Annotated in this window: 26 protein-coding genes and 1 tRNA gene; 20 read left to right on the top strand and 7 right to left on the bottom strand. The window is 39.0% G+C overall.

What is annotated here, in order from left to right; genetic code table 11:
* Nucleotides 1-29: 29 nt before the first annotated feature.
* Together WNY98_RS18465 and WNY98_RS18470 are read left to right on the top strand one after the other, a co-directional pair.
* Nucleotides 30-260, top strand: a complete 231-nt coding sequence (locus WNY98_RS18465) for a hypothetical protein (RefSeq protein WP_033028287.1) — start codon at nucleotides 30-32, stop codon at nucleotides 258-260.
* A 14-nt stretch (nucleotides 261-274) separates the two neighbouring features.
* Complete coding sequence (locus tag WNY98_RS18470) at nucleotides 275-871, top strand: pentapeptide repeat-containing protein (protein WP_165724191.1); 597 nt, start codon at nucleotides 275-277, stop codon at nucleotides 869-871.
* An 88-nt stretch (nucleotides 872-959) separates the two neighbouring features.
* On the opposite strand, the gene WNY98_RS18475 is transcribed toward WNY98_RS18470, so the two are convergent.
* On the bottom strand, nucleotides 960-1,283 hold the full coding sequence (locus WNY98_RS18475) for a hypothetical protein (RefSeq protein WP_002959968.1): 324 nt from the start codon (nucleotides 1,281-1,283) through the stop codon (nucleotides 960-962).
* A 129-nt stretch (nucleotides 1,284-1,412) separates the two neighbouring features.
* Between WNY98_RS18475 and WNY98_RS18480 the strand changes: the two genes are divergently transcribed.
* On the top strand, nucleotides 1,413-2,168 hold the full coding sequence (locus tag WNY98_RS18480) for an alpha/beta hydrolase (RefSeq protein WP_342878614.1): 756 nt from the start codon (nucleotides 1,413-1,415) through the stop codon (nucleotides 2,166-2,168).
* Between the two features lie 12 nt (nucleotides 2,169-2,180).
* Nucleotides 2,181-2,699 carry a hypothetical protein gene (locus WNY98_RS18485; protein ID WP_182696252.1) on the top strand — a complete coding sequence of 173 codons (519 nt, stop codon included), beginning with the start codon at nucleotides 2,181-2,183 and terminating at the stop codon, nucleotides 2,697-2,699.
* 60 nt (nucleotides 2,700-2,759) lie between these two features.
* Here WNY98_RS18485 and WNY98_RS18490 read toward each other — a convergent pair whose 3' ends face one another.
* A complete protein-coding gene (locus WNY98_RS18490) occupies nucleotides 2,760-3,962 on the bottom strand; it encodes a bifunctional alpha/beta hydrolase/OsmC family protein (RefSeq protein WP_342878615.1) in 1,203 nt (400 codons plus the stop codon).
* A 266-nt stretch (nucleotides 3,963-4,228) separates the two neighbouring features.
* Between WNY98_RS18490 and WNY98_RS18495 the strand changes: the two genes are divergently transcribed.
* Together WNY98_RS18495 and WNY98_RS18500 are read left to right on the top strand one after the other, a co-directional pair.
* Nucleotides 4,229-5,068: a 2OG-Fe(II) oxygenase family protein gene (locus tag WNY98_RS18495; protein ID WP_024599825.1), complete on the top strand. Its 840-nt coding sequence runs from the start codon at nucleotides 4,229-4,231 to the stop codon at nucleotides 5,066-5,068.
* A gap of 200 nt (nucleotides 5,069-5,268) precedes the next feature.
* On the top strand, nucleotides 5,269-6,663 hold the full coding sequence (locus WNY98_RS18500) for a DEAD/DEAH box helicase (RefSeq protein WP_008172585.1): 1,395 nt from the start codon (nucleotides 5,269-5,271) through the stop codon (nucleotides 6,661-6,663).
* 126 nt (nucleotides 6,664-6,789) lie between these two features.
* Here the strand turns inward: WNY98_RS18500 and WNY98_RS18505 are convergent, their stop codons facing one another.
* Nucleotides 6,790-7,533 (bottom strand): DUF3307 domain-containing protein, encoded by a 744-nt coding sequence (locus WNY98_RS18505; protein WP_342878616.1) that lies wholly within the window; start codon nucleotides 7,531-7,533, stop codon nucleotides 6,790-6,792.
* Nucleotides 7,533-8,156 carry a hypothetical protein gene (locus WNY98_RS18510; protein ID WP_182716715.1) on the bottom strand — a complete coding sequence of 208 codons (624 nt, stop codon included), beginning with the start codon at nucleotides 8,154-8,156 and terminating at the stop codon, nucleotides 7,533-7,535. The genes WNY98_RS18505 and WNY98_RS18510 overlap by 1 nt, the downstream gene beginning before the upstream one ends.
* A 150-nt stretch (nucleotides 8,157-8,306) precedes the next feature.
* On the opposite strand from WNY98_RS18510, the gene WNY98_RS18515 reads away from it, so the two are divergent.
* From WNY98_RS18515 to WNY98_RS18550, 8 genes are all read left to right on the top strand, one after another.
* Complete coding sequence (locus WNY98_RS18515) at nucleotides 8,307-8,810, top strand: NYN domain-containing protein (RefSeq protein WP_182716714.1); 504 nt, start codon at nucleotides 8,307-8,309, stop codon at nucleotides 8,808-8,810.
* Nucleotides 8,811-8,984: 174 nt separating this feature from the next.
* Nucleotides 8,985-9,905: an NAD(+) diphosphatase gene (gene nudC, locus WNY98_RS18520; protein WP_342878621.1), complete on the top strand. Its 921-nt coding sequence runs from the start codon at nucleotides 8,985-8,987 to the stop codon at nucleotides 9,903-9,905.
* A gap of 9 nt (nucleotides 9,906-9,914) precedes the next feature.
* Nucleotides 9,915-11,096, top strand: a complete 1,182-nt coding sequence (locus WNY98_RS18525) for a cystathionine beta-lyase (protein WP_342878617.1) — start codon at nucleotides 9,915-9,917, stop codon at nucleotides 11,094-11,096.
* 143 nt (nucleotides 11,097-11,239) lie between these two features.
* Nucleotides 11,240-12,067 (top strand): ABC transporter permease subunit, encoded by an 828-nt coding sequence (locus WNY98_RS18530; RefSeq protein WP_170072923.1) that lies wholly within the window; start codon nucleotides 11,240-11,242, stop codon nucleotides 12,065-12,067.
* Entirely contained in the window at nucleotides 12,064-12,972 is a 909-nt protein-coding gene (locus WNY98_RS18535) for an ABC transporter ATP-binding protein (protein WP_170072922.1), read from the top strand. The genes WNY98_RS18530 and WNY98_RS18535 overlap by 4 nt, the downstream gene beginning before the upstream one ends.
* Nucleotides 12,972-13,346, top strand: a complete 375-nt coding sequence (locus WNY98_RS18540; protein ID WP_024599818.1) for a PH domain-containing protein — start codon at nucleotides 12,972-12,974, stop codon at nucleotides 13,344-13,346. Before WNY98_RS18535 ends, WNY98_RS18540 begins: the two co-directional genes overlap by 1 nt.
* A gap of 199 nt (nucleotides 13,347-13,545) precedes the next feature.
* On the top strand, nucleotides 13,546-14,340 hold the full coding sequence (locus tag WNY98_RS18545) for a putative porin (RefSeq protein WP_002962833.1): 795 nt from the start codon (nucleotides 13,546-13,548) through the stop codon (nucleotides 14,338-14,340).
* A gap of 664 nt (nucleotides 14,341-15,004) precedes the next feature.
* Nucleotides 15,005-15,808, top strand: coding sequence for a putative porin (locus tag WNY98_RS18550; protein WP_170072921.1), 804 nt, complete (start codon nucleotides 15,005-15,007; stop codon nucleotides 15,806-15,808).
* A gap of 67 nt (nucleotides 15,809-15,875) precedes the next feature.
* Here WNY98_RS18550 and WNY98_RS18555 read toward each other — a convergent pair whose 3' ends face one another.
* Entirely contained in the window at nucleotides 15,876-17,723 is a 1,848-nt protein-coding gene (locus tag WNY98_RS18555) for a M2 family metallopeptidase (protein ID WP_342878618.1), read from the bottom strand.
* Nucleotides 17,724-17,890: 167 nt separating this feature from the next.
* Here WNY98_RS18555 and WNY98_RS18560 point away from each other — a divergent pair, with 167 nt between their 5' ends.
* A complete protein-coding gene (locus tag WNY98_RS18560; protein WP_342878619.1) occupies nucleotides 17,891-20,167 on the top strand; it encodes an acyl-CoA dehydrogenase in 2,277 nt (758 codons plus the stop codon).
* 77 nt (nucleotides 20,168-20,244) lie between these two features.
* Here WNY98_RS18560 and WNY98_RS18565 read toward each other — a convergent pair whose 3' ends face one another.
* Both WNY98_RS18565 and cysK read right to left on the bottom strand, forming a co-directional pair.
* Complete coding sequence (locus WNY98_RS18565) at nucleotides 20,245-20,679, bottom strand: hypothetical protein (protein ID WP_024599814.1); 435 nt, start codon at nucleotides 20,677-20,679, stop codon at nucleotides 20,245-20,247.
* Nucleotides 20,680-20,820: 141 nt separating this feature from the next.
* Complete coding sequence (gene cysK / locus WNY98_RS18570; protein WP_024599813.1) at nucleotides 20,821-21,789, bottom strand: cysteine synthase A; 969 nt, start codon at nucleotides 21,787-21,789, stop codon at nucleotides 20,821-20,823.
* A gap of 360 nt (nucleotides 21,790-22,149) precedes the next feature.
* Between cysK and WNY98_RS18575 the strand changes: the two genes are divergently transcribed.
* The 5 genes from WNY98_RS18575 to WNY98_RS18595 all read left to right on the top strand — a co-directional run bounded on the left by WNY98_RS18575 (nucleotide 22,150) and on the right by WNY98_RS18595 (nucleotide 26,764).
* On the top strand, nucleotides 22,150-23,301 hold the full coding sequence (locus WNY98_RS18575; RefSeq protein ID WP_076924381.1) for a dicarboxylate/amino acid:cation symporter: 1,152 nt from the start codon (nucleotides 22,150-22,152) through the stop codon (nucleotides 23,299-23,301).
* Nucleotides 23,302-23,409: 108 nt separating this feature from the next.
* On the top strand, nucleotides 23,410-24,060 hold the full coding sequence (gene uvrY / locus WNY98_RS18580; RefSeq protein ID WP_007377972.1) for a UvrY/SirA/GacA family response regulator transcription factor: 651 nt from the start codon (nucleotides 23,410-23,412) through the stop codon (nucleotides 24,058-24,060).
* 9 nt (nucleotides 24,061-24,069) lie between these two features.
* Nucleotides 24,070-25,893, top strand: a complete 1,824-nt coding sequence (gene uvrC / locus WNY98_RS18585; RefSeq protein ID WP_024599811.1) for an excinuclease ABC subunit UvrC — start codon at nucleotides 24,070-24,072, stop codon at nucleotides 25,891-25,893.
* Between the two features lie 42 nt (nucleotides 25,894-25,935).
* On the top strand, nucleotides 25,936-26,481 hold the full coding sequence (pgsA, locus tag WNY98_RS18590) for a CDP-diacylglycerol--glycerol-3-phosphate 3-phosphatidyltransferase (protein WP_342878620.1): 546 nt from the start codon (nucleotides 25,936-25,938) through the stop codon (nucleotides 26,479-26,481).
* A 214-nt stretch (nucleotides 26,482-26,695) separates the two neighbouring features.
* Nucleotides 26,696-26,764: transfer RNA gene (locus WNY98_RS18595), tRNA-Gly, on the top strand.

The raw sequence follows: 26,764 nt of genomic DNA on the forward strand, positions 1-26,764 counted from the left end.
TTTAAACGAACAGATGAAAAGGAATTATTATGTCGATCAATGCCACCTTACTTGGTGAATTTTTAGTTTTTTTTATTGTGCTGAGTATTCCTATTTTTGCTGTAATTAGCTACAAAATAGGTAAGCGTAAAAGTACTATGCCGGGTGTTTTAGCTTTTGTGGGTGGCTGTTTAGCGCTATTTCCACTATTTGCTTTGATTTTTATTGCAGTGCTTGCGCTTAAAAAAGATTTACCTAAAAATAGCGTCTATGCCCATTAAAAACTAGGTTAATAGTGTCAATTTCAAATAATAATCACTACTTCGACGAGCAATTTAATGCTTTACAGCGCGAAGAGCAACTAACTGAAAATTCTGAGTTTGAAGAGTGCACATTTACCGATTGCGACTTTTCAGGCGGGCAGTTTAAAAATTGCCGATTTATACAGTGCAACTTTAAAAACTGTAATTTATCGTCACTTAAATGGAACTACAGCTCGCTTGAAGATGTAAGTTTTAGCCACTGTAAATTAAATAGTCTGCAATGGACTGACGTAGATTGGCCAGCGCTTAGTATTAACGCACCGGTGAGTTTTAATTATTGCGAGCTCAGTAATAGTTCTTTTTTTGAATTAACCCTCAAAGCCCTCAAACTAACACACTGCTTTGCCAAAAATGTTGATTTTAGACATGCTGATTTAAGCGGTAGTGAATTTACAGGAACAGATTTTCGCGATAGTGAGTTTTTTCAAACTAACTTAACAAAATGTGATTTTGTAGGTGCGACAGCGTTTAATATAGATTTGAATAATAATATTTTAGCGAATGCTAAGTTTGATCGCTTCGAAGCACTTAATTTACTTACCAGCCTTAATATAGAGCTTTGTGATTAATTTAGTTTAATATGATTACATATCTAGAAGCGACAGCTTGGCTGGGCTTCTAGATACTGCGTAACTGCGTAACTGCGTAACTGCGTAATTAACGGCTAGGGCCATTTTTATTACGTGCACTGGCAAGCTGTCTTGCGATTTCTAATAACGCAGGTGAAATATCTTCAGCGCCATCTTTAATTAGTTTTGTAACGTCACCTGATGAAAACAAACCGTCACGTGGTGATTTAATACCTAACTCACGAACAAAATCCTTCGTTTTACCTGTGCTGCCTGTTTCAATAAACTTAAAAATAATACGTTCATTGTTGTTTTTAGCAGGGGTTTTTAGTGTTTCGATTTCGTCATGTATTGCCGTTAGTTTGTCTTCTAAAATTTCTATACGTTCTTGAATGCTATTGTATGATTTCATTTATTGGATCTTTTACTAAATATATTTAAACAATGGCGGCTATTATCGCATAGTTTGTCAATAGAGAATGCAAAGCTATAAAGTAAAAGTTATTTTTAATTAAAAACAATAATTTATATAAATTTAAATATGCAAAAAACACTTAAAAAGCTTTTTATATTAAGCGCACTAGCTCTAAGCACATTAGTTATGAGCACAGCAAGCTATGCAAATGAGAACGTTATAACTGATAAAAGCCGTAATCGCGATATTCCTATCAATATTACATTGCCAGCTAATAATGCTAAGTGTACAGTGCAAGCAAAATGCCCTGTGGCATTTATTAATGCGGGCTACGGTATTAGCCATAATGAATATACGTTTGTTAGTAATGTGTTCAATCAGCACGGATATTTAACAATAGCCGTTGCACATGAATTAAAAAGTGACCCTTACCTTAATCGTGAGCAACCTTACTTAACCACTCGCATGGAAAACTGGCACCGTGGCGTAGTAACGCTTAAGTTTTTAGTTAATGAGCTATCGAGTAAATACCCAGCGTACGACTTTACAAAACTCACCTTATTTGGGCATTCTAATGGCGGTGATATTTCCGCATTATATGGCTCTATTTATCCAAACGAAGTTAGCACTATTATTACGCTCGATCATCGCCGCATGTTGATCCCGCGCAATAAAAACATTCGCGTACTTACACTTCGCGGTAGTGATTACCCAGCTGATGCGAATGTGTTGTTAAACGATTCAGAGCTGGATAAGTTTCCTGTTACACAAACACTAATAGAAAAATCTCGCCATAACGATATGTACGATGGCGGACCAATATGGCTGGTGGATAGAATGAGTAAAGAAGTAGAGGGATTTTTAGATAGTAATAAGCTTTAGGAACGAGTAACAATGGAATTATATGAGCAAGTAGGTCGTAAATTTGTAGCTGGCATTTATACTTGTGATCTCAAAGGTTCAATTTGGACAGAAGCTTTTAAATTTATATTAAGATCATATGACGAGTTACATATTCAAAAAGATAAAATTCATCTTATTTGGACTGAGAACGGAGGGCAATTAAGGCGTAAGCTTTCAAATGATAAACTCTTACTCAGTGTCTTAAAGTTGACTCTTCCAAAATACACCGGGAAAGCATTGGTACTATATCGTGGTGAGTGCCAATTTTTATATGATCAAAATAAGATTGGTTTCTGTTGGACTCCTTTGCAAAGTGTTGCAGAGATGTTTGGTAGTGGTCTAAACGCAATTGAATCAGGAGGTGTTCTCTTAAAAGCTTATGCCCCAGAGTCCGCAATTCTCTCATCACCGAATAAGCACAGTACTGAGCAGATGGAAGAATTTGAGTATACGTGTGATCCTACAGCTTTGGTTAATATTGAAGCTATACAATTTTTTAATAAATTTTAATCAATCTTATATTTAAAAGCATAGCGCAGTGTTAGCTGCGCTATATTACTTTTATGGTAGTTACTCTACCAATTCACTTATAATAACAGGATTGTTATGTAGTGTTTTATGCACAGGGCATTTGTCGGCTATTTCGAGTAAACGCTGGCGCTGCTCTTGTGTTAAATCACCGATTAAAGTGATTTTGCGGGTAATGGCTTCTAGGTTACCGGTTTGCTCACAATCGTCGCAATCTTTGTTGTAATCTCGAGTGTGATCAAGTTCTACTTTGACATGCTCTAGCGCTAAGTTTTTACGTGTAGCGTACATGCGCAGTGTCATTGCTGTACAGGCACCAAGCCCCGCTAATAAGTGATGATACGGATCGGGGCCTAAGTTTTTACCGCCTACCTTTATTGGCTCATCTGCAAGCCAAGTATGATCTTTGGTGCTTACGTGCTGAGTAAATACATGATCTTTTTCTTCAACAAGTACATTGCCACCCGTTAGGCTTGCGGCGTATTTTGTTTTGTCATATTTAACGTAGCGATTAGCCCACGTTGCAATTATTTGTGCTGCGTAGTCGGCATCGTTTTTATTAGTAAGTAAGTGATCGGCGTTATCTAGGCTAATAAAACTTTTAGGGTGCTTGGCTGATGCATAAATTTTTTCAGCTTCACTAATATTTACAGTTGCATCAATAGGGGAGTGCATTACTAATAATGCGCGCTTAAGTTTACTGATGTGGCTTTTATCGTACTTGGCTATATCGTCAATAAATTGCTTTTTAATGGTAAATTCGCGACCGGCTAAGTTAACTTTAGCTTCACCCGCTTCGTTAATTTCATCAAGGTGTGCTTTAAAATTATGCGCTACGTGCTGCGCATCTGACGGTGCGCCAATAGTTGTAATAGCCGATACTTCAGGAATATGCTCAGCAGCAGCAAGTACTGCAGCCCCGCCTAAACTGTGGCCAATAAGTAGTTGCGGCGCCGCAAAATGCTCACGTAAATGATTTGCTGCAGATACTAAGTCTTGAATGTTTGACGAAAAGTTACTGTTAGCAAAGTCGCCATCGCTATTGCCTAAACCGGTAAAGTCAAAACGCAGTACGGCTATGCCTTGTTGCGTAAGTGCACGGCTTATACGTGTAGCTGCTGCTATGTCTTTTCCGCATGTGAAGCAGTGTGCAAATAGCGCGTAAAACTTAACGTCACCAGAGGGAAGTTCAAGTTGGCCGGCAAGTTCTAAATCGCCGCTTTTAAAAGATACTTTTTGTCGCATGGGGAGCCTTATTTACACAAATAAAATACATTATAGTAGTAGACCAGAGATTGTTACTAAACCTTGCAAATTCAACGTTTTTTTATAAGTTGATCTTGATCAAGCTAAGTGGCGGTGGCTATGCTTTACGGACATATGTCCTTATGTTTTTAAGGTCATTTGTCTATCCTCGCATAGCGCTATAATGAAGGCTCTGCTACTTTATCTTAGCTATTTGCTACTATTGAAGCAGTTCACTTCTCACAACCTATTCACTGGAACGTACAATGCAATTACCTACTGTTGATTATAAAGCTCCCGATGCGGCTGCACAATTTGTTGAATCATTAAGAAATACTGGATTTGGCGTTTTAAAAAACCACCCAATCCCACAGTCTTTAGTTGAGTCTATTTACAAAAATTGGCAAGACTTTTTTAACTCAGAGCAAAAGCAGGACTTTTTATTCTCTAAAGAAACTCAAGACGGTTACTTTCCGCCTTCAGTATCTGAAGTAGCGAAAGGCTTTACAATAAAAGACATTAAAGAGTACTTCCATGTGTACCCTAAAGGTCGCGTTCCTGCAGAGCTTGAAGCTGATGTACGTGAATACTACCGTTTAGCAAGTGAATTTGCTGGTACTTTACTAAGCTGGGTGCAGGCTGAATCTCCAGCTGATGTACGTGCTAAGTTTTCGATTGATTTAAAAGACATGATTGCCGGTTCTGAGCAAACATTGTTACGTATTTTACATTATCCGCCAATGACAGGTGATGAAGAGCCAGGTGCTATTCGCGCAGCAGCTCACGGCGATATTAATTTATTGACTGTATTGCCAGCTTCTAATGAGCCTGGTTTACAAGTTCAAAAAACAGATGGCGGTTGGTTAGACGTGCCATGTGATTTTGGCAGCTTAATTATTAATATTGGCGACATGCTACAAGAAGCGTCGGGCGGGTATTTCCCATCGACAATTCACCGTGTAATTAACCCAACGGGCAAAGCATCTACTAAATCGCGTATATCACTGCCGTTATTTTTACACCCGCATCCAGATGTTGTGCTTTCAGAGCGCTACACGGCAGATAGCTACTTGCAAGAACGCCTGCGCGAGTTAGGTGTTAAGTAACTCTTATACTTAGAGTAATTAAGTATAAATATAAAACGGCTTATGGCCGTTTTTTGCATTTTTAAGCAACTTGGTCACAGGTTTAATTTTATTAAGCTATGCTCAATTGCTCGCAACGTAAATAATGGCATGCATTCTTAGCTACTACAGGTATAATGCGCGCAACTGGCTAATGTAGCCTAATTTAAAAGAGAGTTTATATGAGTTTTGAAGGTTTAGGTTTATCACAGTCTTTGGTTAATGCGGTTTTAGAAAAGGGCTATGAAACGCCAACGCCGATTCAGGCTCAAGCAATTCCTGCAATTATTGAACGCCGTGATGTTATGGCGGCAGCGCAAACGGGTACTGGTAAAACAGCAGGTTTTACATTACCACTTATTGAACGTTTGTCTTCTGGCCCTAAAGCTAAAAGTAACCACGTACGTGCACTTATTTTAACGCCTACACGTGAGCTTGCTTTGCAAGTAAGCGAAAACGTTGAAGAGTACGCTAAGCATTCGGATGTGAGTTCATTTGTAGTTTACGGTGGCGTTAAAATTAACCCACAAATGCAGCGTCTTCGTAAAGGTGTTGATATTTTAGTAGCAACACCGGGTCGTTTAATTGATTTACATAATCAAAATGCCGTTAAGTTTGATAGCGTTGAAGTGCTTGTACTCGATGAAGCTGACCGCATGCTAGACATGGGCTTTATTCACGACATTAAACGCTTAATTGCTAAAATGCCTGCTAAACGTCAAAACTTGATGTTTTCGGCTACATTTTCAGATGAAATTCGTGCATTAGCAAAAGGGTTAATTAATGACCCAGTTGAAATTTCAGTTGCTGCAAAAAATACCACAGCTAAAAGTGTTACTCAGTGCGTTTACGCGGTAGATAAAACACGTAAAACAGCATTGCTAAGCCACTTGATTCGCACTAACGATTGGCAACAAGTGTTAGTTTTTAGCCGTACAAAGCATGGTGCTAACCGCTTAGTTAAACAACTAGAACGCGATGACATTGTAGGCGCTGCTATCCATGGTAATAAATCACAAGGCGCACGTGTAAAAGCGCTTGATGGTTTTAAAAGTGGTGAAGTACGCGTACTAGTAGCAACAGACATTGTTGCACGTGGTTTAGACATTGTTGAATTACCGCATGTTGTTAACTACGACTTACCAAACGTATATGAAGATTACGTTCACCGTATTGGCCGTACAGGCCGTGCTGGTGCATCGGGTCATGCAATTTCGTTTGTAACAACAGAAGATGCTGTTGATTTATACGGTATTGAACGCTTTATTGGTGAGCTTATACCGCGTGCTGAAGAAGACGGTTTTGAGCCTATTAACCCAGTAGCAGAGCGCGCATTAGATGCTCGCCCACTGCCGGCTAAAAAACCTAAGAAAAAGCAGCCTTTTAATAAGCCTAAATCTGATAGCAGCAAGCCTAACAGTAAAAAGCCGAACAATGGTGGTAATGGTACCGGCCCACGCCGAGGTGGTTCTAAAAAGCCAGCAGCTAAAACAGATGACAGCGCGCAAAACCCATGGGCAAAGCGTGAATCTGTTGGCGGTAATGGCCAACGCCGCCGTCGCACAAATAACGATTAATCATTATTAAAGATTATATTGGCGTTTAATTAATTTAGAATTTAGTTAAGTGCTGATACAAAAAAACGCGCTCCCTTCTTTTGAATAAATAGAAGTAGCGCGTTTTTTATTGCCTGTAATGTGTTATTAGCTGATTAAATAGTTAACACCTAAACCTACAAATAAAGTCACACTTACGCTAAGTAGTGTACCGAGCATAACGTACTCGGTAAGTTTTTTATCTTTACTGGCACTTAAATCGCCAAACCTAAATACCGATTTTGCGGCAAGTAAAAAACCAAGCCCTGCAAATTGGTCAAGCAATATAAAGCTCAGCATAAGTACGCGCTCCAACATACCAATGCTTTGCCCTGCAAGCACTAAGCTACCAGTACTTGAAAAGTTACTTGTTAAACGCTCTAACATCATTCTTATAAATACGGCGCTAGGACTCAAAATAATTAAATAACCACATACCACCCACAGTATTTTGGGATCAGTGAGCATATTATTAATTGCAGCCATAAAGCTACTGTTATCAGTTAGCCAAATACTGAGCGCAATAATAACGAGTATGTGCGCTATTTGATCAAGTAAAAAAGGCACCACGCCTTTATTAGAATACGATTTAGCTATATCAATAAAATAATGGCTCACCATAATGCTTGCCGTTGCAATTAAAACACTGCTTAGTTGCTGCCAGCCAAATGTGTATTCCCACATGGTAACGATGAGTGCACTTGTTACACCATGCACGAGTACATGAAAATAAAGCTTACTGGCTTTAAAGTGACGAGTGTTTCTGTCGTTCACCCAACTCATAGGTTGCCAGTAAAAGTCAGCGAGTAAGTGGCCAATAATAAGGGCGACCAGTAAAAGTGAAAACGCCATTATTCACCTCCTTTAATTATATTTTTTATAACGTGTTGTGTGTGCTTAATGAAGCGCTCTATAAGTTGGTAGTGCGCTAAATTTAGTAGTTTTGTTACATTTTCGCGACTTGTTTTAAGCTCTTTAGCAAGTGCCGCATGGCTGTTGTCTGATGATGTTAAATAGACATACAAGGCATTTGCTTGTTTTTGTGTAATTTTAGTGAGCAATACGTCAGCAAAGGCTAAATTAAGATTTAAGCTTTCATCGAGCTGCTGCTCATTAATACTAAAAACAAAGCGTTGATTGCCTATTTTATCAAGGGCTTGCCCCGAAAGGGTAAAAGCAGAGCCGGTGGCTGTTTTTATATCGCTGCGCGGGTTATCTATTTGCCCAAGCGCTAGGCTTTGGCGTAGCTCATAACCTGATGATTTAAGGTGTAAATACACTAGTATGGCGTTTTTAAAAAGATACTCCGGATTATTAACTTGTAACTGAAAGGAATCGCCTCGGTATATATTCCAAAGGGTTTGCTCACCCGAAATATTTCGCAAACTTTGCTCTAGTTGGTAAAGCATGGCATCGTATTGCTGCTTAGGGATGGTTTGCGATTTAATAATATCGCCGCTGATCACACCAATCATAAAAATCTCAAAATGGTTACTTTTTAATATGTAACCAATATTGGTTACATAAGGGTATGTAACTAATTTAGGTTACTTAAATATAAATTGCAAGGTACACTTATTTTATAACGTTACTTTTATTGCTATTAATCCTCACTAGGACACTAAATGACTTTACAAAACGAGCAGCAGAGCACTAAACCACGGGTCGGTATTTTTGTTGATGTGCAAAATATTTATTACACGTGCCGTGAGAGTTACGGAAAAAACTTTGACTACAATGCGTTTTGGCGGGTAATGCAAACGCAATACAATATTGAATGTGCTTTTGCGTATGCTATTTATCGAGGGGATGAAAAGCAAAACCAGTTTCAAAATATTTTGCGTGCGATTGGTTTTGACGTAAAGCTAAAGCCATTTATTCAACGCCGTGATGGAAGTGCCAAAGGCGATTGGGATGTAGGCATAACAATAGATATGTTAGAGCAGGGTAAAAATCTTGATAAGGTTATTTTGCTCTCTGGCGATGGTGACTTTGCCTTGTTACTTGGGCATTTAAAAAATCAATATAATGTACCGTGCGATGTTTACGGTGCTGACCGGTTAACCGCTGAGGTATTAAAACAAAGCGCTGAGCAATTTCATTTAATTGATAATACTTTGCTACTTTAATAGCAAAAAATAGTTAAAAAAATGCAAGCTAAGTGCCTGCAACATGAGAGATTTTAATACAAAGCCGTAATAGGTGAATTAAGCTTTATATAGGCTTTTTTTATTACTGTAATCAATTGGGTTTGCTAAATGATTATGGTAATTTTAAAGCATAACGAGTTACCAAGGACTTACATGCTTCATTACAGCAACATGCCACTAGATAGAGGCTCAAATTTTCGTAAAGACCCATCGTGGCTTAAAGCGCAAATGTCGGCGCAAAGTAAATGGGTTTTAGTTAAAAATAATCAAACCCTATTTATTAAAGATACCCCTAAAGTAAGCTATTTAACATATCAACAAGTGGCACATTTAGATTTAACGAGTGCTATTTTTGTTGGTTTAAACAATGCTAAACATGGTGTGTTTGCACTGGATGTATCTGATCTGGATGAAAGCGTACTTACACCTTTAATAGAGGGCGCTCAGTTTTTTGATATTCGCCAATATGGGCCTCAAGTAACCATTAAATATGCCTCAATAGCGGCCCTTGCGAGAGGTTTATGTTATTGGCATGCCACGCATCGTTTTTGTGGGCGCTGTGGTAATAAAAACCGTTCAGTGGAAGCCGGGCACTCTAGAGTGTGTGAAAACGAAAACTGTAAGCATCCTACGTTCCCCCGCACCGATCCTGCGGTAATTATGGTTGTAACTAAAGTCTTTGCAGATGGAGTAGAGCGCTGTTTGTTAGGTCGCCAAGCTGCGTGGCCCATTGGTATGTATTCGTCGCTTGCTGGATTTGTAGACCCAGGGGAAACACTGGAACAAGCTGTTGCGCGTGAAGTTAAAGAAGAGGCAGGTATAGAGGTTGATAATGTACGTTATGTAGCATCTCAGCCATGGCCGTTCCCATCGTCAATTATGCTTGGTTTTTTTGCAGAGGCGACATCTGAGGAAATTAACGTAGATAAAGAAGAGCTAGACGATGCAAAATGGTTTAGCCGTGAAGACTTAGCGCAATTTGGTAATTGGCACGAAGAAGGTGAGCATTTAAAGCTGCCTAGAACCGACTCTATCTCTCGTTATTTAATTGAGCATTGGCGCACAAACCCTTAAGGATTAACAATGTCGAGTAAAAGTAATAAAAACACTCAGCTAGTGTCATCAGGACGCAAAAAAGCGTATACACACGGCGTAGTAAACCCGGTTGTACAGCGTGCATCTACTATTGTATTTGATACCGTAGCAGATTTAAAAGAAGCAGCTAAAACCCGTGGCGATAAAACGTTATTTTATGGGCGCCGGGGCACAACAACACACTTTGCGCTGCAAGAAGCGATTACAGAACTTGAAGGCGGCGAAGGCTGTGCACTATACCCGTGTGGCGCAGCGGCGATTAGCCAAGTATTTTTATCGTTTTTAAAAACCGGTGATCATATTTTAATGGTTGATAACGTGTACGAACCAACTCGTGACTTTTGCGATAAAATTTTAACAGGGCTTGGAATTACCACTTCGTACTACCCGCCAACCATTGGCGCAGGTATTAAAGATTACATTCAGCCAAATACTAAAGTGTTGTTTTTAGAATCCCCAGGTTCTATTACGATGGAAGTGCAAGATGTGCCCGCTATGGTAAAAGTAGCCAATGAGCACAATGTCATGACCATGCTTGATAATACCTACGGTAACGGCTTGCATTATCGCCCGTTAGAGCACGGTGTTGATATTAGTATTCAGGCTGCAACAAAGTATATTGTTGGCCATTCAGACGTGATGATGGGTGTGGCTGTTGCTAATAAAAAGTATTGGCCAACCTTGCGCGAAAACTCGTACTTACTAGGGCAATGTACCAGTGCCGATGATGCGTATTTAGCGCTTAGAGGCCTGCGTACAATGGGTGTGCGTTTAAATCAACATGAAAAAGCAGCAATAGAAGTAGCTAAATGGCTTGAACAACATGAGCTTGTTGATCATATTCGCCACCCTGCATTTGAAACCTGCCCAGGGCATGAGTTTTTTAAACGTGATTTTGATGGCAGTAATGGGCTGTTTTCATTTGTGATGAAAACCGGTAATCAAAAAGCGATTGATGAATTTTTAGATAGCCTTGAGCATATTAAAATGGGCTTTTCGTGGGGCGGTTTTGAAAGTTTAGTAACGGCTAATTTAACTATGAAAGGGCTACGTTCAAATACAGGTTGGGATTTAGGCCCGGTTATTCGCCTGCATATTGGCCTTGAAGATGTTGAAGATTTAATTAGCGATTTAAGACAAGCACTTGAGGTTTATAAGCAGCATTTATAATTTATATCGCAATTTATGCTGTTACATTTAAATGTATTGTTACAAAGCTCACCATAGGTGGGCTTTTTTTTGCTGGTAATTCAAGGTGTTTACACTTAGTGTGGATAAATACACAGAAAATAAAAAGTCATTAAGGATAGTCAATGGCAACACCATTACCGATAAACGTAGGGCGATTAACGCAAATAGCGGGATTTGAGCTTGTACGTATGTTTTTAACTAAACGTGGACTTATTGCATTAGCTGCCTTTGCATTGGTGTGGCTAATCATACTGCGCTACCCAATAGGACAAGCAGTAGGTATTGTAAGTGCGCCCGATTTTGAGCAAATAGCCCGTGATATATCAGGTTCTATTGGTTTAAGTAAGTTATTAGATTGGCCTGAGGCCGAATTTGCTATGTACTGGTTAATAGCCCTGTATAGCTTTCCCGTTTTTGGTTTATTTATTTGTAGCGATCAAACAGTAGGCGACAGAGAGCGTGGCACACTGAGGTTTTTATCTCTGCGCTCCACTCGCTTTGAAATACTGTTTGGCCGTTTTTTAGGGCAGCTAGCGGTATTAGCCTGCTTAGTAGGCATTACTCTTGTGGCTACGCTCGCTGTACTAGGGTTTAGAGAGCCAAGTTTACTGGCTGGTGGTTTTGCCCGTGCACTTTCTATATTTTTAATATTAGTGATTACTCTGTGCCCATTTGTAGCACTTATGACGTTAATAAATACTTTTGCTCGCTCATCGCGCTTATCTATTGTATTGGCAATTTTATATTTTGCAGCAGGCGGTATTGTAGTTGGTATATTGCAATGGCAAATACCCGCATTAGGCTTGCTTGATTATTTATTTCCGGGTGTGCAAATAGAGTTATTAGCGGGGCAAAATTTACCATTATTAAGCGCTGTTGCTATTCCCCTTGTGCAAACTGCGGTGCTACTAAGCGTTGCTCAACGTATTTTTGCAAGGAGCTCACTATGAGACCATTAATTACAGCTAGCGGTTTGAGTAAATCGTATGGTGCAAAACTTGCGCTTAATAATGTGGACTTTGAAATTAACAAAGGCGCGCCAGTGGCGCTTGTTGGGCCAAATGGTGCGGGTAAAACTACCTTATTTAGTTTGTTGTGCGGCTATATAGCGCCAAGTAAAGGCAGCCTTGAAATATTAGGGCATAAGCCAGGTAGTGCTGCTTTATTTAATAAAGTAAGTGCATTACCGCAAGATGCACAACTTGACCCTCGTTTTAATATAGACAAGCAACTCGCCTTTTATGCAAAACTACAAGGTATGGGGGCAAAGCAAAGCCAAACTGAGGCGCTACGTGTACTTGATTTAGTTGGCTTAAAAGAAATTGCAAAGCAGCGTGCAGGTGACTTATCGCACGGTATGCGCAAGCGCGTTACGATAGCGCAAGCACTTATTGGTTCACCACAAATTGTAATGCTTGATGAAGCAACCGCAGGGCTTGATCCGATTCATGCCAGAGAAGTACGTGAGCTAGTATCTGAATTAAGTGAGCAGGCTACATTTATTTTAAGCTCTCACGATTTAACTGAGCTTGAGCGACTATGCTCACAGGTACTTCATTTAGACAAAGGCGTACTAAGCGAGCACCAAACAAAAACTAATAATACCGATAAACACTTTTATACATTAATGCTAAGCGAGGCTTATCAAAATGTTGAGCAACAGCTTCAAGCAATTGCAGGGGTGAGCCGGGTGTATATGAGCCAACATAAAGAATATGTAGTTGAGTATCAGCCAACAGGTGAGCCGCTTGATATTGCACTGCTGAGTTTTTGTCATCAGCACAATTGGAAGTACAGGCAGTTAGTTAATGGTCACACATTAGAGAATCAAATATTTAAACAGGAGAAAGTATAATGGGTTTACTTAGCGGACTTATGGGTAATGCAAGCGAAGTTGACGATTCTGATTTAGAGAAAATCCTCGCCAATACATTAATTGACGGTGAACAAGTAGAAAAGGCATATAAAGTAGTACGTGATATGTTTATTTTTACTAATAAGCGTTTAATCTTAATTGATAAGCAAGGTATGACCGGTTCTAAAATGGAAATGGTGAGTGTTGCTTACTCTAAAATTACCAAGTTTAGTAAAGAAAGCGCAGGCCATTTTGACTTAGATGCCGAGCTAAAAATATGGGTTGGCTCAGATCCAACACCAATTAGTAAAGAGTTTAAGTCTGGCGATAATATTAACGATGTTTACCGTATTATTAGCCAACACGCGCTTTAATACGGTACATGTTTTAAGTAGTTGTTGACTAAATGTTGCAACTACTTTAATTTTACAGTTTACAACACTTCCTTACAATTAACTTAATAAATACAACCGGTTAGTTAAGTTTTCATTCAGTTTCCTAACGTTAGCATGTTCCTCGACTTTAGCAATACAGCTAGAGCATAAAAAGCAATGTACATAGGGAAGTCTTACAATGAAAAAATTAGCAGTTATTATTTCGAGCATTTTATTATCTAGCACTGCGGCTGCTGCAGACAGCTATAATTCAATTAGTAACCTAAGCTACAAAAATAGCGATAACAACGATACTGTTGCTGTAGATTCTATTTACTATTTATCTCCTAAAAAAACTTTAGGCCCGTACGATCAGTTTGAATACATCAATAAACAAACTAACGTATATGGTGGCTATGCTGATGACGACTTTGGCGATTTAACATCAGTTGGTGGTGAATACTTCATTAATGAATTTGTTGTTGGCGCATCTTACGAAAACCTAGACCCAGATTCAGGTTCTAACAGTGAGCTTTATAAACTGACGGGTGGTTACTTTTTCAACCCTGATTTACTTGCAAAAGTAACACTAGTTGAAAATAAAGACGGCGATGATTACGCATTATTTGATTTAGCTTACAACTACATGCTAAACAGCACTGATTACGTAGGTGTTACACTTACATCAGACGACGATTTTGATTACCGTGCAGTGGCTGCTAAATACTTTATTGATTTACAGCAAGGTAACTACCTAACATTTGAAGGTAAATACGAAAGTATTGATGATGCAGAAAACCAATGGGTAGCAGAAACTAACTACTACTTCTCAAAAGCAACATCTGTATTTGCTAACTACAATAAGCAAGATACTTATAGCTTTGGTGCTCAACACTTCATCAATAAAAATATTGGTGTAAAGGTGGGTTACGAAAACAACGCTGATGATTCTGACAACGATGCGTACTTTGCTAACATGCGTTTTCAGTTCTAATTAAGTCCCGTACTTAGTTAATACAAAAGTAATATTAAAAAGCCCGCTAAATTTAGCGGGCTTTGTCGTTTTTAAACGTTTGAGCTTTCAACTATAAACTTTTACCAGCCATAATTACGGCCTTTATCATGCTCATCTAAATAACTCCTTTAAGTTATAAATAGAGTCGCCATGAATGGCTAAATTGTTATTAAAGCCATTAAGTGCAGTCGATGATAATAGCTATAAAATAGTAAGAATTGGAGTTGTTTTTGCTAGTAAACAATAGTTATTGGAAAAAACAGATAAAAATATGCACTGATACAAACCTATTTTTCATTATAAAAACAGAAATAATGAATTAAACAGAGTAATTTTTTTGAGAAATTAAAAAAAATTAGTGAGAGGAAATTATATTGATGAGGTTTATCGAATAATTAAGTTGTGTTCAATTTAGCGACAGTTTGTACCGTATTTGTTACTTTTTGAATTTAAATGATGACATAATATTGTCTTGTAGATTTAATAGATACTTTGTATTTACATTTGCATGTAAATTATTACAACCCCGTTGGTTTTAATTTGACCTTTTATTCAGTTTTTGTTCATTTTTTTGGCGTTAGGATGCGCCCCGACTTTGGCTAGACAGCTGAGGCACTAAAGTAATATTTATAGGGAATTTAAAATGAAAAAATTAGCCGTTATCATTTCGAGCATTTTATTATCAAGCGCTGCAACCACTGCAATAGCCGCAGATACTTACCAATCAATTAGCCATGTAGGATATGTGGACGTAGATGGTGATGACACATTAAGTGTTGACTCAACGTATTATTTTTCTCCAAAAGCGACTTTAGGTCCTTACGATCAATTTGAATACATCAATAAGCAAACAAATGTTTATGGTGCATACATTGATAATGATTTTGTAGATGCTACTAGCGTTGGCGGTGAGTATTTTGTAGAAGATTTTGTATTAGGTGCACAGTACAATAATTTCGATAGTGATTTTGGCTCAAGCACGGATGTAATTGAACTTTCAGCTGGTTACTTCTTTAACCCAAACCTTGTATTAAAAGCAACGTTTGTTGATGTAGAAGATGCTGACAATCAATTTGTGTTTGACTTAGCGTATAACCACCAGTTAAACAGCACTGATTATATCGGCTTTACAGTAACAGCAGATGATGAGTTTGATTACCGTGCAGTAGCAGCTAAGTACTTTGTTGATTTACAGCAAGGTAACTACTTGACTGTTGAAGGTAAATTTGAAGATGTTGATGGCGGTTCAAGTAACTGGGAATTAGCATCTAACTACTATTTCAGCAAAGCAACATCAGTTTTTGTTACAGTTAATAAAAATGATGATTACACTCTTGGTGCTCAACACTTTTTCAACAACAATGTTGGTTTAGAAGCAGGTTACGGCAATAACTGGGATGATTCTGATTATGATGCCTACTTTGCAAATGTAAGCTTACAGTTCTAATTTAACAGAAAATTAGAATATGAATAAAAAGCCCGCTCATTTGAGCGGGCTTTTTATTCAGCGCTATTTACCAGCCGCAGTTGCGGCCTTCGTTTTGTTTATCTAAATAAGTTTGTAATGGTGCAAAGTAATCGAGCATTGCTGTTGCATCCATTTGCGGCTTACCTGTTACAGTTTCAAGTGCCTCTTGCCAAGGGCGAGACGAACCCATTTCAAGCATAGCGTTTAGCTTATCCCCTGCTTCTTTTGAGTTATAAATAGAGCAGCGATGAATGGCTTTATCGTTACCGGCAATTTCACATAAGCTGCGATGAAACTCAAATTGTAAAATATGCGCTAAAAAATAACGAGTATAAGGCGTGTTGCCCGGTACGTGGTACTTAGCACCCGGATCAAAGTCATTTTCGCTACGTGCGATAGGAGCTTGCACTCCTTGGTATTTTTCACGTAGTTCCCACCATGCTTTATTGTAATTTTCCGGAGCTACTTCCCCTGAAAATACCTGCCAGCGCCACTGATCAACCATTAAGCTAAACGGCACAAAGGCGACTTTATCAAGTGCCATTTTCATTAATAAACCAATATCTTTAGATTCATCAGGAACTTGTTCAAGTAAGCCGATTTCTTTTAAGTAACCCGGTGTAACCGATAAGGCAATGGTATCTCCAATGGCTTCATGAAAACCATCGTTTGCACTTTCTTGATAAAATAAAGGCTGTTTATTATAAGCGCGCTGATAAAAGTTATGACCTAATTCATGGTGAATAACTGAAAACTCTTCGCCTGTGCGCTGAATACACATTTTAATGCGTAAATCGTCTTTGCTATCGATATTCCATGCTGATGCATGACACTGCACATCTCTGTCTTTTGGCTTTACAAACAGTGAACGCTCGTAAAATGTCTCTGGTAGTGCGTCAAAAACCATTGAGGTAAAAAAGTTTTCAGCCCCTTTTACCATTTTAAGTTCGTCGTAATTATTTTGAGCTAATAACTCGGTTACGTCGTAACCCGGATCGGCGTTTTCTGGTGCAACTACATCGTAAATATTACCCCATGCTTGCGCCCACATATTACCAAGTAAGTGCGCTGGTATAGGCTGATCTTGAGGTACTTTGTCGGTGCCATACTTTTCACCTAGCTTTGCGCGAACATGGCAGTGTAGCGAGTTATACAGTGGTTTAACTTGGCCCCAAATACGGTCAAGCTCGGTGGTGAAGTCATCAGCAGGCATATCGTATTTACTGCGCCACATAGCGCCCGTATCGGCATAACCAAGCTCTTTTGCACCTTCGTTGGTAAGTGCTACTTGTTGCTCGTAAAGTGAGCGCATTGGTTTTGATATTTGACGCCAGCCTTGCCATAAATCAAGTAGTTCGTTGTAGTCTCGGCTGGTGGCCATTTTTGAAGTCATGTCGCCAAGGCTTAAACAGCTGCCGTCTTCTTTACAGTATTTACCCTTACCGTATAGCCCGCCAAGCTCTGCGACAATTTGTGAAAGTTTCGCTGTTTTATCAGCGTCTTGTGGGGCAGGAAGTGTAAGTGCTAGTTTTAGTTTATCAAGCTTACGGCGAGCATCGTAATCAAGCTCTAGTTCATCATATTTTGCAGCTTCATTGGCTAAACGCACGACTGTTTCGGTCATTTTACGGTTAACTTCAGCCGATAGAGCCGACGTATCATGAGTAATAAAGTTTGCGTAAATCCATTCTGCACGGCTCGATTCTAAATAAAGTGCACTTAGTTCTTTTTCTGTGTTTGTTATAAATGTTTTTGCACCTTTAGCTGTTACAGCTTTTTTAGTGTGTGCTGAATCGGTAGTGTCTATCGTTACTTCTGCATCGCAGGCCGTTAAAGCAAGAGTACTTGCTACCATTAAGGCGCTCATACTTAGTTTAAATCGAAAGGGGGTCATGCTATTCCTTTAATTTATTGTTATTAAAACGTTGATAATAGCAGTGATGTTTAAAACAATAAAATGGATGCGTTAAGGCTCACGACTCGTCGTGCAATGATTGTATTTAAATTAAGATGGGTCATAATTAAGTTACTATTTTCATTCAATGTGTAAGGAATGTGCGCATGTTAATATTTATAATATTGCTGGTCGTGGTGGTGGTTATTTTTGCGGTTAAAGATATTCGCCTAAACTTGATTAGTCGTCCTACGTTTAAAATGTTCAAAAAGGTGCTTCCGCCATTATCGCAAACAGAGCGAGAGGCAATGGAAGCAGGTGATGTTTGGTGGGATGGTGAGTTATTTAGTGGTAACCCAGATTGGCAAAAACTGCACCGCTTTCCTAAACCAGAGCTTAGCGATAAAGAAAACGCATTTATGGCTAACCAAGTAGAAACCTTATTGGCGATGCTTGATGATTATCAAATTGTACAAAAAGACAAAGACTTACCAAAAGAAGTGTGGGATTACCTAAAAACAGAAGGTTTTTTTGCGCTGATCATTCCTGAAAAATTTGGCGGTCGTGAGTTCTCGGCAATTGCTAATTCAACGATAGTGTCAAAAATTTCGACTAAAAGCTTAACAGCCGCGGTCACTGTTATGGTGCCTAATAGCTTAGGTCCAGGTGAGTTACTTCTTCACTATGGTACTAAAGAGCAGCAAGATCGTTGGCTGCCAAGTTTAGCAAATGGTACAGATGTTCCTTGTTTTGCATTAACGGGACCAGAGGCGGGCTCTGATGCTGGCAGCATTCCTGATTCCGGTGTGGTGTGTATGGGTGAGCACAATGGCGAGCAAGTAATGGGTTTGCGTTTAAATTGGTCAAAGCGTTACATTACGCTTGCACCCGTTGCTACTGTACTCGGCTTAGCATTTAAAATGTATGATCCAGACGCTTTATTAGGTGATAAAAAAGAGCTAGGCATAACGTGTGCGCTTATACCAACCGATCATCCGGGTGTCGAAACGGGTGAGCGTCATTATCCACTTAATATGGCCTTCATGAATGGTACCACTTACGGTAAAGATGTATTTATACCACTGGATTGGATCATTGGTGGACAAGAGTGTGCAGGGCGTGGCTGGAGAATGCTTGTTGAGTGTTTAAGTGCAGGGCGTGGTATATCACTACCAGCATTGAGTGCAGCAACTGGACATTTAGCTTCAAAAATGACATCGGCATACGCCCTGGTACGCCAGCAGTTTGGTGTATCTATAGGGCAGTTTGAAGGTGTGCAAGAGGCACTTGCACGTATTGGTGGTTTAACTTACACACTTGAGTCGTGCCGATTAATGACCGCAGGTGCGATTGATTTAAAATTAAGCCCGTCGGTTGTAACAGCGATTGCTAAATACCATATGACTGAAATGGGTCGTACGGTAATGAACGATGCAATGGATATTCATTCAGGTAAAGGAATTCAAGTAGGGCCTAATAACTATTTGGCGCATGGCTATATGGGTATTCCAGTATCAATTACGGTTGAAGGCGCAAATATTTTAACGCGTAACTTAATGATATTTGGCCAAGGTGCAACACGCTGTCATCCATTTGTTTTAAAAGAAATGGAAGCCGCTGCAATGGAAGATGACGACGCAGCACTTGAACAATTTGATGGTTTATTAATGAACCATATAATATTTGTAGCAAGTAATGCAGGCATGGCATTTGTGCATGGCTTGACACGTAGTTGCTTTGCTAAAGCCCCTGTAGGTGGTGAAACGGCTGTTTATTATAAACAATTGAGTAGAATGAGCCGAGGCTTAGCTATTTGCACAGACGTGGCTATGTTAATGCTTGGCGGTGAACTTAAACGTAAAGAAATGATATCGGCACGTTTGGGTGATGTATTAAGTCATTTGTACTTAGCATCAACTGTTTTAAAACGTTATGAAGACGAAGGGCGCCAACAAGCTGATTTACCATTTGTAAAATATGCAATTGAGAACTCATTATTTGAAATTGGCCAAGCGTTTAATGGCTTCTTTAAAAACTTTTCAAATCCGGTTGTTAATTTTATCCTTAAACGTATCGTGTTCCCGCTTGGAAATCATTACCACAGACCAAGTGATGAAATAGCACAAAGTATTTGTGAGCGTATGACTCAACCGGGTGTATTTAGAAACCGCTTAACACACTTATGTTATGTAGATGAAAATGCAGGTACAGGGGTCATGGAAAGCGCATTTTTAGCTATGCATGATATGCAGGCGCAGTTTAAAGATTTAAAACAATGGCAGCGCAAGGGCAGTGTGCCAACAACGCTTGATATTGAAGGCGCGATAAATTATGCGCTTGAAAATAAGTTGTTAGAGCAAACGGATGCAGATGCAATGCATCATGCTAATAAGTTACGAAAGCAAGCCATCGCGGTTGATAACTTTCAACCAGGTGAATTGTAGGGTAGTACTTTACTTACTAACTAAAACGTAAAAAGGCCTTACAAATGTAAGGCCTTTTTATGTGTAATTCATTTCTTTTAACGAGCGTAAGGGTCTGCAACAATTTTATCTATGTACCATTTCCCCTTTTTACGAAGCATTTTTACGCTGCGCATTTCGTCAATTTTATCACCATTTAAATAGCCGGTAAAAATAAGGTTTATTTTGGCATTATCACCGTATTGCTCACGGACGCTCATATTGGTCATATCAACTTCAATGGTTACTTCATCGTATTGCATATTTACTAAGTTACGGGAAAACTGTTTAGCAGTACCGTAGGATTTCATTATGCGTGTAAGGTTGGGTGTTGCCATGGTGCTGGCTTTTTGAAGGTCTTGCTGGTTATAAAGCGCATCAAAATAAGCGGTTGCTGTATCGCCAGGAGTGTCGCCAAGTGTTTTGGTATCGTCACCGCAGGCTGATAAAAATAAACAGAGAACCAAACTTAATAAACTCGTGATTTTTTTCATATTAACTATTATTAATTAGTTTTTTTAAAGTGTGTGGTTTATCTATGAAGATGTAAAGGTATGGCGGGCAATAAATAGAAAATTGGATAATAAATAATAAAAAAGGATGCCTAAAGCATCCTTTTAAAATTTTAGAATTGCTTATTGCACTAGCTCTTGCTCACTAAACTCTTCATCAAACATTGGGCTTGATAAGTAACGCTCAGTTGCACTAGGTAGGATAACAACAATATTTTTATCTGCGTTTTCAGGTTTTTCAGCAATTCGCTTAGCTGCAACAACCGCTGCACCTGACGAAATACCGACTAAAATACCTTCTTTTTTCATTAACTGATGCGCCATTGCAATTGCATCTTCGTTAGATACAAGCTCAGCTGCATCAATTAAGTCCATATCTAAGTTACCAGGGATAAAGCCTGCACCAATGCCTTGGATTTTATGAGGGCCTGGTTTAATTTCTTCACCGGCAAGCGTTTGGCTAATGACTGGAGAGTTAGTTGGTTCAACAGCAATAGATTTAACGTTTAGACCTTTTTCTGTTTTAAGGTAACGGCTAACACCTGTAATAGTACCACCCGTACCTACACCGGCTACAAAAAAGTCTACTTTGCCGTCAAGTGCATCGTAAATTTCTGGGCCTGTTGTTTCAAAGTGAATTTTAGGATTTGCAGGGTTTTCGAATTGTTGTAATAAAATATATTTATCAGGTGCGGTTGCTTGAATTTCTTTTGCTTTTTCAATTGCGCCATTCATACCTTTAGCACCGTCGGTAAGTACTAGGTTTGCACCTAGTGCTTTTAATAGCTTGCGACGTTCAAGGCTCATAGTGTTTGGCATAGTAAGTGTTAACTTGTAACCACGAGCAGCTGCAACAAATGCAAGTGCAATACCAGTGTTACCTGATGTTGGCTCAATAAGTTCTTTACCTTCAACAAGCTGACCTGACTTTTCAGCTTCCCAAATCATTGATGCACCAATACGGCATTTGATACTAAAGCTTGGATTACGAGATTCAACTTTAGCGTATACATTCCCACCCGTAACACGATTAAGTTTTACTAGCGGCGTATTACCAATAGTTAGTGAGTTATCTTCAAAAATAGTAGACATAATGTTCCTTTGGATACAATCTGATCAACGTGCTAATAGCCTTTGCTACTAACTATACATACACTTTACTGTGAGTTTAAAAAAACTAAAGTAAAGTTTGGCTATAACATATATTTATTGGGCTTATAACCAGTCGAAATAAAAATCAATTATTAACGGTGCTTTAGTTATTGTAGGTGCGGGCTTAATTTGAGATTTAAAGAGTAAAAACTCGTTTAGTAAAAAAATGTTCAAAAGAGCTCTAGATTAAGCTGTATTTGTTCGTTATTTGTGCATATAAATGTAACTTGAATAGTTTTATCACACAATGCGTCTAAAACATGATAAAAACACGTATCTAAATTCAATTAAGCAATCACAATGAAGTTAATCTTAAAATTAATTGCCGGTATTGTGGCCGGTATCTTAGTCGGACTATATGTACCTATAACTGGTGTTGAACTTTTATTTACAGTAAAAGAGCTGATTGGTCAAATTATCTCCTTTACCATCCCTCTTATCATTTTGTTTTTTATTGCATCGGGTATTGCTGGTCTACCAAAAGGGTCTGGTCACTTACTTGGTAAAACAGTCGGGTTTGCTTACAGCTCTACCATTATTGCAGGTACGCTTGCATTTTTATTAGTAAGTGCTGTTATACCTTTTTTAAGTGGTGGCATTACTTTTGAAGCTGAAGTTGCAACTGAAATTGGCAGTTTTATTGATTTAGAAATTCCACCTCTGATGGGTGTAATGACCGCATTAGTGACTGCTTTTGTATTTGGTATAGGCATGAGCCAATTAGAACTTGATACACTTAAAAAGGTGTCTGATCAGGGGCGAGATGTAATTGACGGGTTATTATCAAAAGTAATTATACCTGCTTTACCATTTTACATTGCTGGCGTATTTGCCGAAATGACGGTAGCGGGCACTGTGGTTGATACATTGCAAACATTTGGTGTAGTACTAGTTGCTGCGCTTGTTATGCATTGGTTATGGTTAAGCGTTTTATATATAGCGACAGGTATATTGTTAAAACGTAATCCAATCGAATTAGTTAAAAATATGCTCCCAGCTTACTTTACTGCGTTAGGTACTATGTCGAGTGCAGCAACGATTCCAGTATCGCTACAATCAAGTAAGGCAAATAATGTTAAAGAAGATGTAGCTAATTTTACTGTGCCGCTTTGCGCGACTATTCACTTATCTGGCTCAACTATAACAATAGTAACCTGTGCAATGGCTGTTATGTTTTTATCGCCAAGCATGGAAGTTCCTTCATTAATGGGTATGCTGCCATTTATTATGATGTTAGGTTTAGTAATGATTGCAGCTCCAGGTGCTCCAGGTGGTGCAGTCATGTCGGCGCTTGGTTTATTAACAAGCATGCTTGGGTTTAATGAAGGTGCTGTAGCATTAATGATTGCACTTTATTTAGCACAAGATAGCTTTGGTACTGCGTGTAATGTAACGGGTGATGGTATCATTGCGTTATGGGTTGACAGATTTAGCGAAAAATCGTCAGCTTAAACTATTAGAGTGAGGCAATAATATTAATTATTGTTTCGCTTTATGTATGTTACTGTGGCAAATTAATTTAATTAAATTGCATGTTGTTAGGTAAGTGAGGATGTTCCATTGATTAATGTACTTTTAGTTGATGACCATGAACTTGTACGAACAGGAATCAAGCGTATTCTTGATGACGTACGAGGGTTTAAAGTAATTGGCGAAGCTAAAACTGGCGAAGAGGCTGTACAGTTTTGTCGTCAGCATGCGCCAAACATAGTATTAATGGATATGAATATGCCAGGCATGGGCGGATTAGAAGCGACTAAAAAGATTTGTCGTTACTGCCCAGATGTAAAAATTATTGTGCTTACTGTTAATTGTGAGGATCCGTTTCCGAGCAAGGTAATGCAAATTGGCGCTCATGGCTTTTTAACTAAAGGTGCAGGCTCTGACGAAATGGTTCGTGCTATTCGTTGCGTTCATGCTGGTCAGCGTTATATTGCCCCTGAAATTGCACAGCAGATAGCACTTGCGCAAGTGACAGGCCGTACCGATGAAAACCCTTTTCAGAGTTTATCTGAGCGAGAGCTGCAAATTATGCTTATGATCACCAAAGGTGAAAAAGCACAAGATATAGCAGAGCGTTTAAATCTAAGCTCTAAAACAGTAAATAGCTATCGCTACCGTATGTTTGAAAAGTTAAATGTAGGTGGCGATGTTGAGCTTACCCATTTAGCTATTCGTCATAAAATGATTGATATAGACGTTTCGTACTAACTATAATTTATGTCTGAATTTGATCACGTACATTTTCTCAAAACGCTATCAAGCGAGCCGGGTGTATACCGAATGCTTGATAGTGACAGCCAAGTTATTTATGTTGGTAAAGCTAAGCATCTAAAAAAGCGTGTGAGCAGTTACTTTAGAAGTAATATTACCGATAGCAAAACACGGGTTTTAGTGAGTAATATTAGTGACATTGAAGTCACTCTCACCAATACTGAAACCGAAGCACTGCTGCTTGAAAATAACCTAATAAAAAAATATCAGCCTCGCTACAACATATTATTGCGCGACGATAAGTCGTACCCCTATATTTTACTAACTAGCCATAAACACCCACGTTTAGCGTTTCATCGTGGCAGTCGTAAAATTAAAGGTGAGTACTTTGGGCCTTTCCCAAGCGCAGGAGCGGTATCTGAAAGCTTGCGCTTAATGCAAAAAATATTTCCTGTTCGTCAATGTGAAGATGCTTATTACCGCGCAAGAAGTCGCCCGTGTCTGCAATATCAACTTAAACGTTGCTCAGCTCCATGTGTAAATAAAGTAACGGATGATGATTACAGCGAGCAGGTTGATTATGTTCGTAAATTTTTAACAGGTAAATCTCACGAAGTTATTGCTGATTTAATAAAAAAAATGGAAGCAGCCAGCCTGCAACTAAACTTTGAATTAGCGGCAAAAGTTCGCGACCAAATAATGCTACTTCGTAAAATGCAGGAGCAACAGTCTATTTCTGGTAACTTTGCAGAAATGGATGTTGTCGGTTTTGCGCATTTAAACGGGTTAAACGGTATTCATTTATTAATGATCCGCGATCATAAAGTGCTGGGTAGTAAAACCTATTTTCCAAAAGTACCTAAAGATTCGAGTGAACAAGAAATATTGACCTCATTTTTAGGACAATATTATTTAGCGCCAGGTGCAACAGGGCGTATTGCAAAAGAAATCATATTACCGTTTGAAATAGAAGAAAGCGCGGCGCTCGGCGAAGCACTCTCACAAATAAGTGAACGTAAAGTAACTCTTAAAGTTGTCACTCGGGGTGAACGTGCGCAATACCTACAACTCGCAAATAAAAATGCATTAAACAGTATTGCGGTTAAACAAAGTACCCAAGACTCTATTAATAAACGTTATGCACAATTAAAAGCAACACTGCGACTTGACGATATTACCCGAATGGAGTGTTTTGATATAAGCCACACCATGGGGGAGAACACCGTTGCAAGTTGTGTTGTATTTGACTCACAAGGCCCAAATACAAAAGAGTATAGGCGCTACAACGTAACAGGTATAACCGGTGGCGATGATTATGCTGCAATGGAATTTGCACTTAACAAACGCTATAACAAGTTAGTAGACGAAGACAAAATTCCAGACGTTATCTTTATTGATGGTGGTAAGGGGCAGTTAGGGCGCGCTGAGCAGTACTTTTCTAATTGGCCGCACACAAAAATGCCTTTATTAGTAGGTGTTGCAAAAGGAACGAGTCGCAAACCCGGTCTTGAAACACTATTGATTGACGGTGGACGCAAAACCATTCCGATGGATTCAGATGCACCTGCGCTTCATTTGATTCAGCATATACGTGATGAGTCTCACCGTTTTGCAATTGCTGGGCATCGTAATAAACGACAAAAACAACGAACACAATCACTATTAGAAGAAATAAATGGAGTAGGTTCTAAGCGTCGCCAAACATTATTAAAATATTTAGGGGGCATGCAAGGTGTAAAAGCTGCTAATATAGAACAGTTAAAGAAAGTTCCTGGGATCAGCCCTGACATGGCTGAGAAGATATTTAACCATTTGCATGACAAGGGCTAGCCCTTCATGCGAATATAGCCAAAAAGACATATCCAAGTAGTTATGTGGAATATTCCAAACACACTTACAACATTTAGACTTTTTCTTATCCCCGTTTTTTTGGTGATATTTTATTTGCCTTATAGCTGGGCATTTTTTGCTGCCGCCTTTATTTTTTGGCTTGCATCGATTACCGATATACTAGACGGTTATTTAGCAAGAAAGCTTGAGCAATCAACTCCTTTTGGTGCTTTTCTAGATCCTGTTGCTGATAAAGTAATGGTATGTGCTGCTCTTGTTGCATTAGCCGATCAGTATCAAACTATGTATATGACAATACCAGCTCTTATTATTATAAGCCGTGAAATTATTATATCTGCACTTCGCGAATGGATGGCAGAGCAGGGCAAGCGCGGTAACGTGGCTGTTTCAAACATGGGTAAAATAAAGACGGCTGCACAAATGTTAGCCATTATCGGTTTGATTTGGCAATATGATGCGTGGATGAACTATTTAAGTTTTGGATTACTGTACATTGCGACCTTTTTAACCTTGAGTTCTATGATGCAATATTTACGTGCAGCATGGGGTGAATTGACTAAAAATTAACTCTAAATGTATAATAACGCACCGTTTTAGATAAAAAACAAGCAAACAGTTCAAAACTAGCATTTTTTGTATTGACGCGTTTAATAATCTCTGTAGAATGCGTCCGTGTTGAGAGGGCATAGCCCCCGAGATAAACAAAGCGGTAATTAATCAGTTACCTGAATGTTCACATAAATCATCATGTGTTAATTCAAATAGCTGATAAATAAAATGCGGTACTAGCTCAGTTGGTAGAGCGCGACCTTGCCAAGGTCGAGGTCACGAGTTCGAGCCTCGTGTACCG

The sequence above is a fragment of the Pseudoalteromonas sp. AS71 genome (assembly GCF_038900275.1).
Lineage (GTDB): Bacteria > Pseudomonadota > Gammaproteobacteria > Enterobacterales > Alteromonadaceae > Pseudoalteromonas.

Excerpts from the sequence above, each read along its gene's own strand:
- WNY98_RS18530 (WP_170072923.1), top strand. The coding sequence starts at position 11,240 with ATGGCAACACCATTACCGATAAACGTAGGGCGATTAACGCAAATAGCG.
- nudC (WP_342878621.1), top strand. The coding sequence starts at position 8,985 with ATGCTTCATTACAGCAACATGCCACTAGATAGAGGCTCAAATTTTCGT.
- cysK (WP_024599813.1), bottom strand. The coding sequence starts at position 21,789 with ATGTCTACTATTTTTGAAGATAACTCACTAACTATTGGTAATACGCCG.
- WNY98_RS18490 (WP_342878615.1), bottom strand. The coding sequence starts at position 3,962 with ATGCGACAAAAAGTATCTTTTAAAAGCGGCGATTTAGAACTTGCCGGC.
- WNY98_RS18545 (WP_002962833.1), top strand. The coding sequence starts at position 13,546 with ATGAAAAAATTAGCAGTTATTATTTCGAGCATTTTATTATCTAGCACT.
- pgsA (WP_342878620.1), top strand. The coding sequence starts at position 25,936 with ATGTGGAATATTCCAAACACACTTACAACATTTAGACTTTTTCTTATC.
- WNY98_RS18485 (WP_182696252.1), top strand. The coding sequence starts at position 2,181 with ATGGAATTATATGAGCAAGTAGGTCGTAAATTTGTAGCTGGCATTTAT.
- WNY98_RS18510 (WP_182716715.1), bottom strand. The coding sequence starts at position 8,156 with ATGATTGGTGTGATCAGCGGCGATATTATTAAATCGCAAACCATCCCT.
- WNY98_RS18515 (WP_182716714.1), top strand. The coding sequence starts at position 8,307 with ATGACTTTACAAAACGAGCAGCAGAGCACTAAACCACGGGTCGGTATT.
- uvrC (WP_024599811.1), top strand. The coding sequence starts at position 24,070 with ATGTCTGAATTTGATCACGTACATTTTCTCAAAACGCTATCAAGCGAG.
- WNY98_RS18540 (WP_024599818.1), top strand. The coding sequence starts at position 12,972 with ATGGGTTTACTTAGCGGACTTATGGGTAATGCAAGCGAAGTTGACGAT.
- WNY98_RS18560 (WP_342878619.1), top strand. The coding sequence starts at position 17,891 with ATGTTAATATTTATAATATTGCTGGTCGTGGTGGTGGTTATTTTTGCG.
- WNY98_RS18480 (WP_342878614.1), top strand. The coding sequence starts at position 1,413 with ATGCAAAAAACACTTAAAAAGCTTTTTATATTAAGCGCACTAGCTCTA.
- WNY98_RS18565 (WP_024599814.1), bottom strand. The coding sequence starts at position 20,679 with ATGAAAAAAATCACGAGTTTATTAAGTTTGGTTCTCTGTTTATTTTTA.
- WNY98_RS18505 (WP_342878616.1), bottom strand. The coding sequence starts at position 7,533 with ATGGCGTTTTCACTTTTACTGGTCGCCCTTATTATTGGCCACTTACTC.
- WNY98_RS18555 (WP_342878618.1), bottom strand. The coding sequence starts at position 17,723 with ATGACCCCCTTTCGATTTAAACTAAGTATGAGCGCCTTAATGGTAGCA.
- WNY98_RS18575 (WP_076924381.1), top strand. The coding sequence starts at position 22,150 with ATGAAGTTAATCTTAAAATTAATTGCCGGTATTGTGGCCGGTATCTTA.
- WNY98_RS18475 (WP_002959968.1), bottom strand. The coding sequence starts at position 1,283 with ATGAAATCATACAATAGCATTCAAGAACGTATAGAAATTTTAGAAGAC.
- WNY98_RS18535 (WP_170072922.1), top strand. The coding sequence starts at position 12,064 with ATGAGACCATTAATTACAGCTAGCGGTTTGAGTAAATCGTATGGTGCA.
- WNY98_RS18495 (WP_024599825.1), top strand. The coding sequence starts at position 4,229 with ATGCAATTACCTACTGTTGATTATAAAGCTCCCGATGCGGCTGCACAA.
- WNY98_RS18500 (WP_008172585.1), top strand. The coding sequence starts at position 5,269 with ATGAGTTTTGAAGGTTTAGGTTTATCACAGTCTTTGGTTAATGCGGTT.
- WNY98_RS18525 (WP_342878617.1), top strand. The coding sequence starts at position 9,915 with ATGTCGAGTAAAAGTAATAAAAACACTCAGCTAGTGTCATCAGGACGC.
- WNY98_RS18550 (WP_170072921.1), top strand. The coding sequence starts at position 15,005 with ATGAAAAAATTAGCCGTTATCATTTCGAGCATTTTATTATCAAGCGCT.
- WNY98_RS18465 (WP_033028287.1), top strand. The coding sequence starts at position 30 with ATGTCGATCAATGCCACCTTACTTGGTGAATTTTTAGTTTTTTTTATT.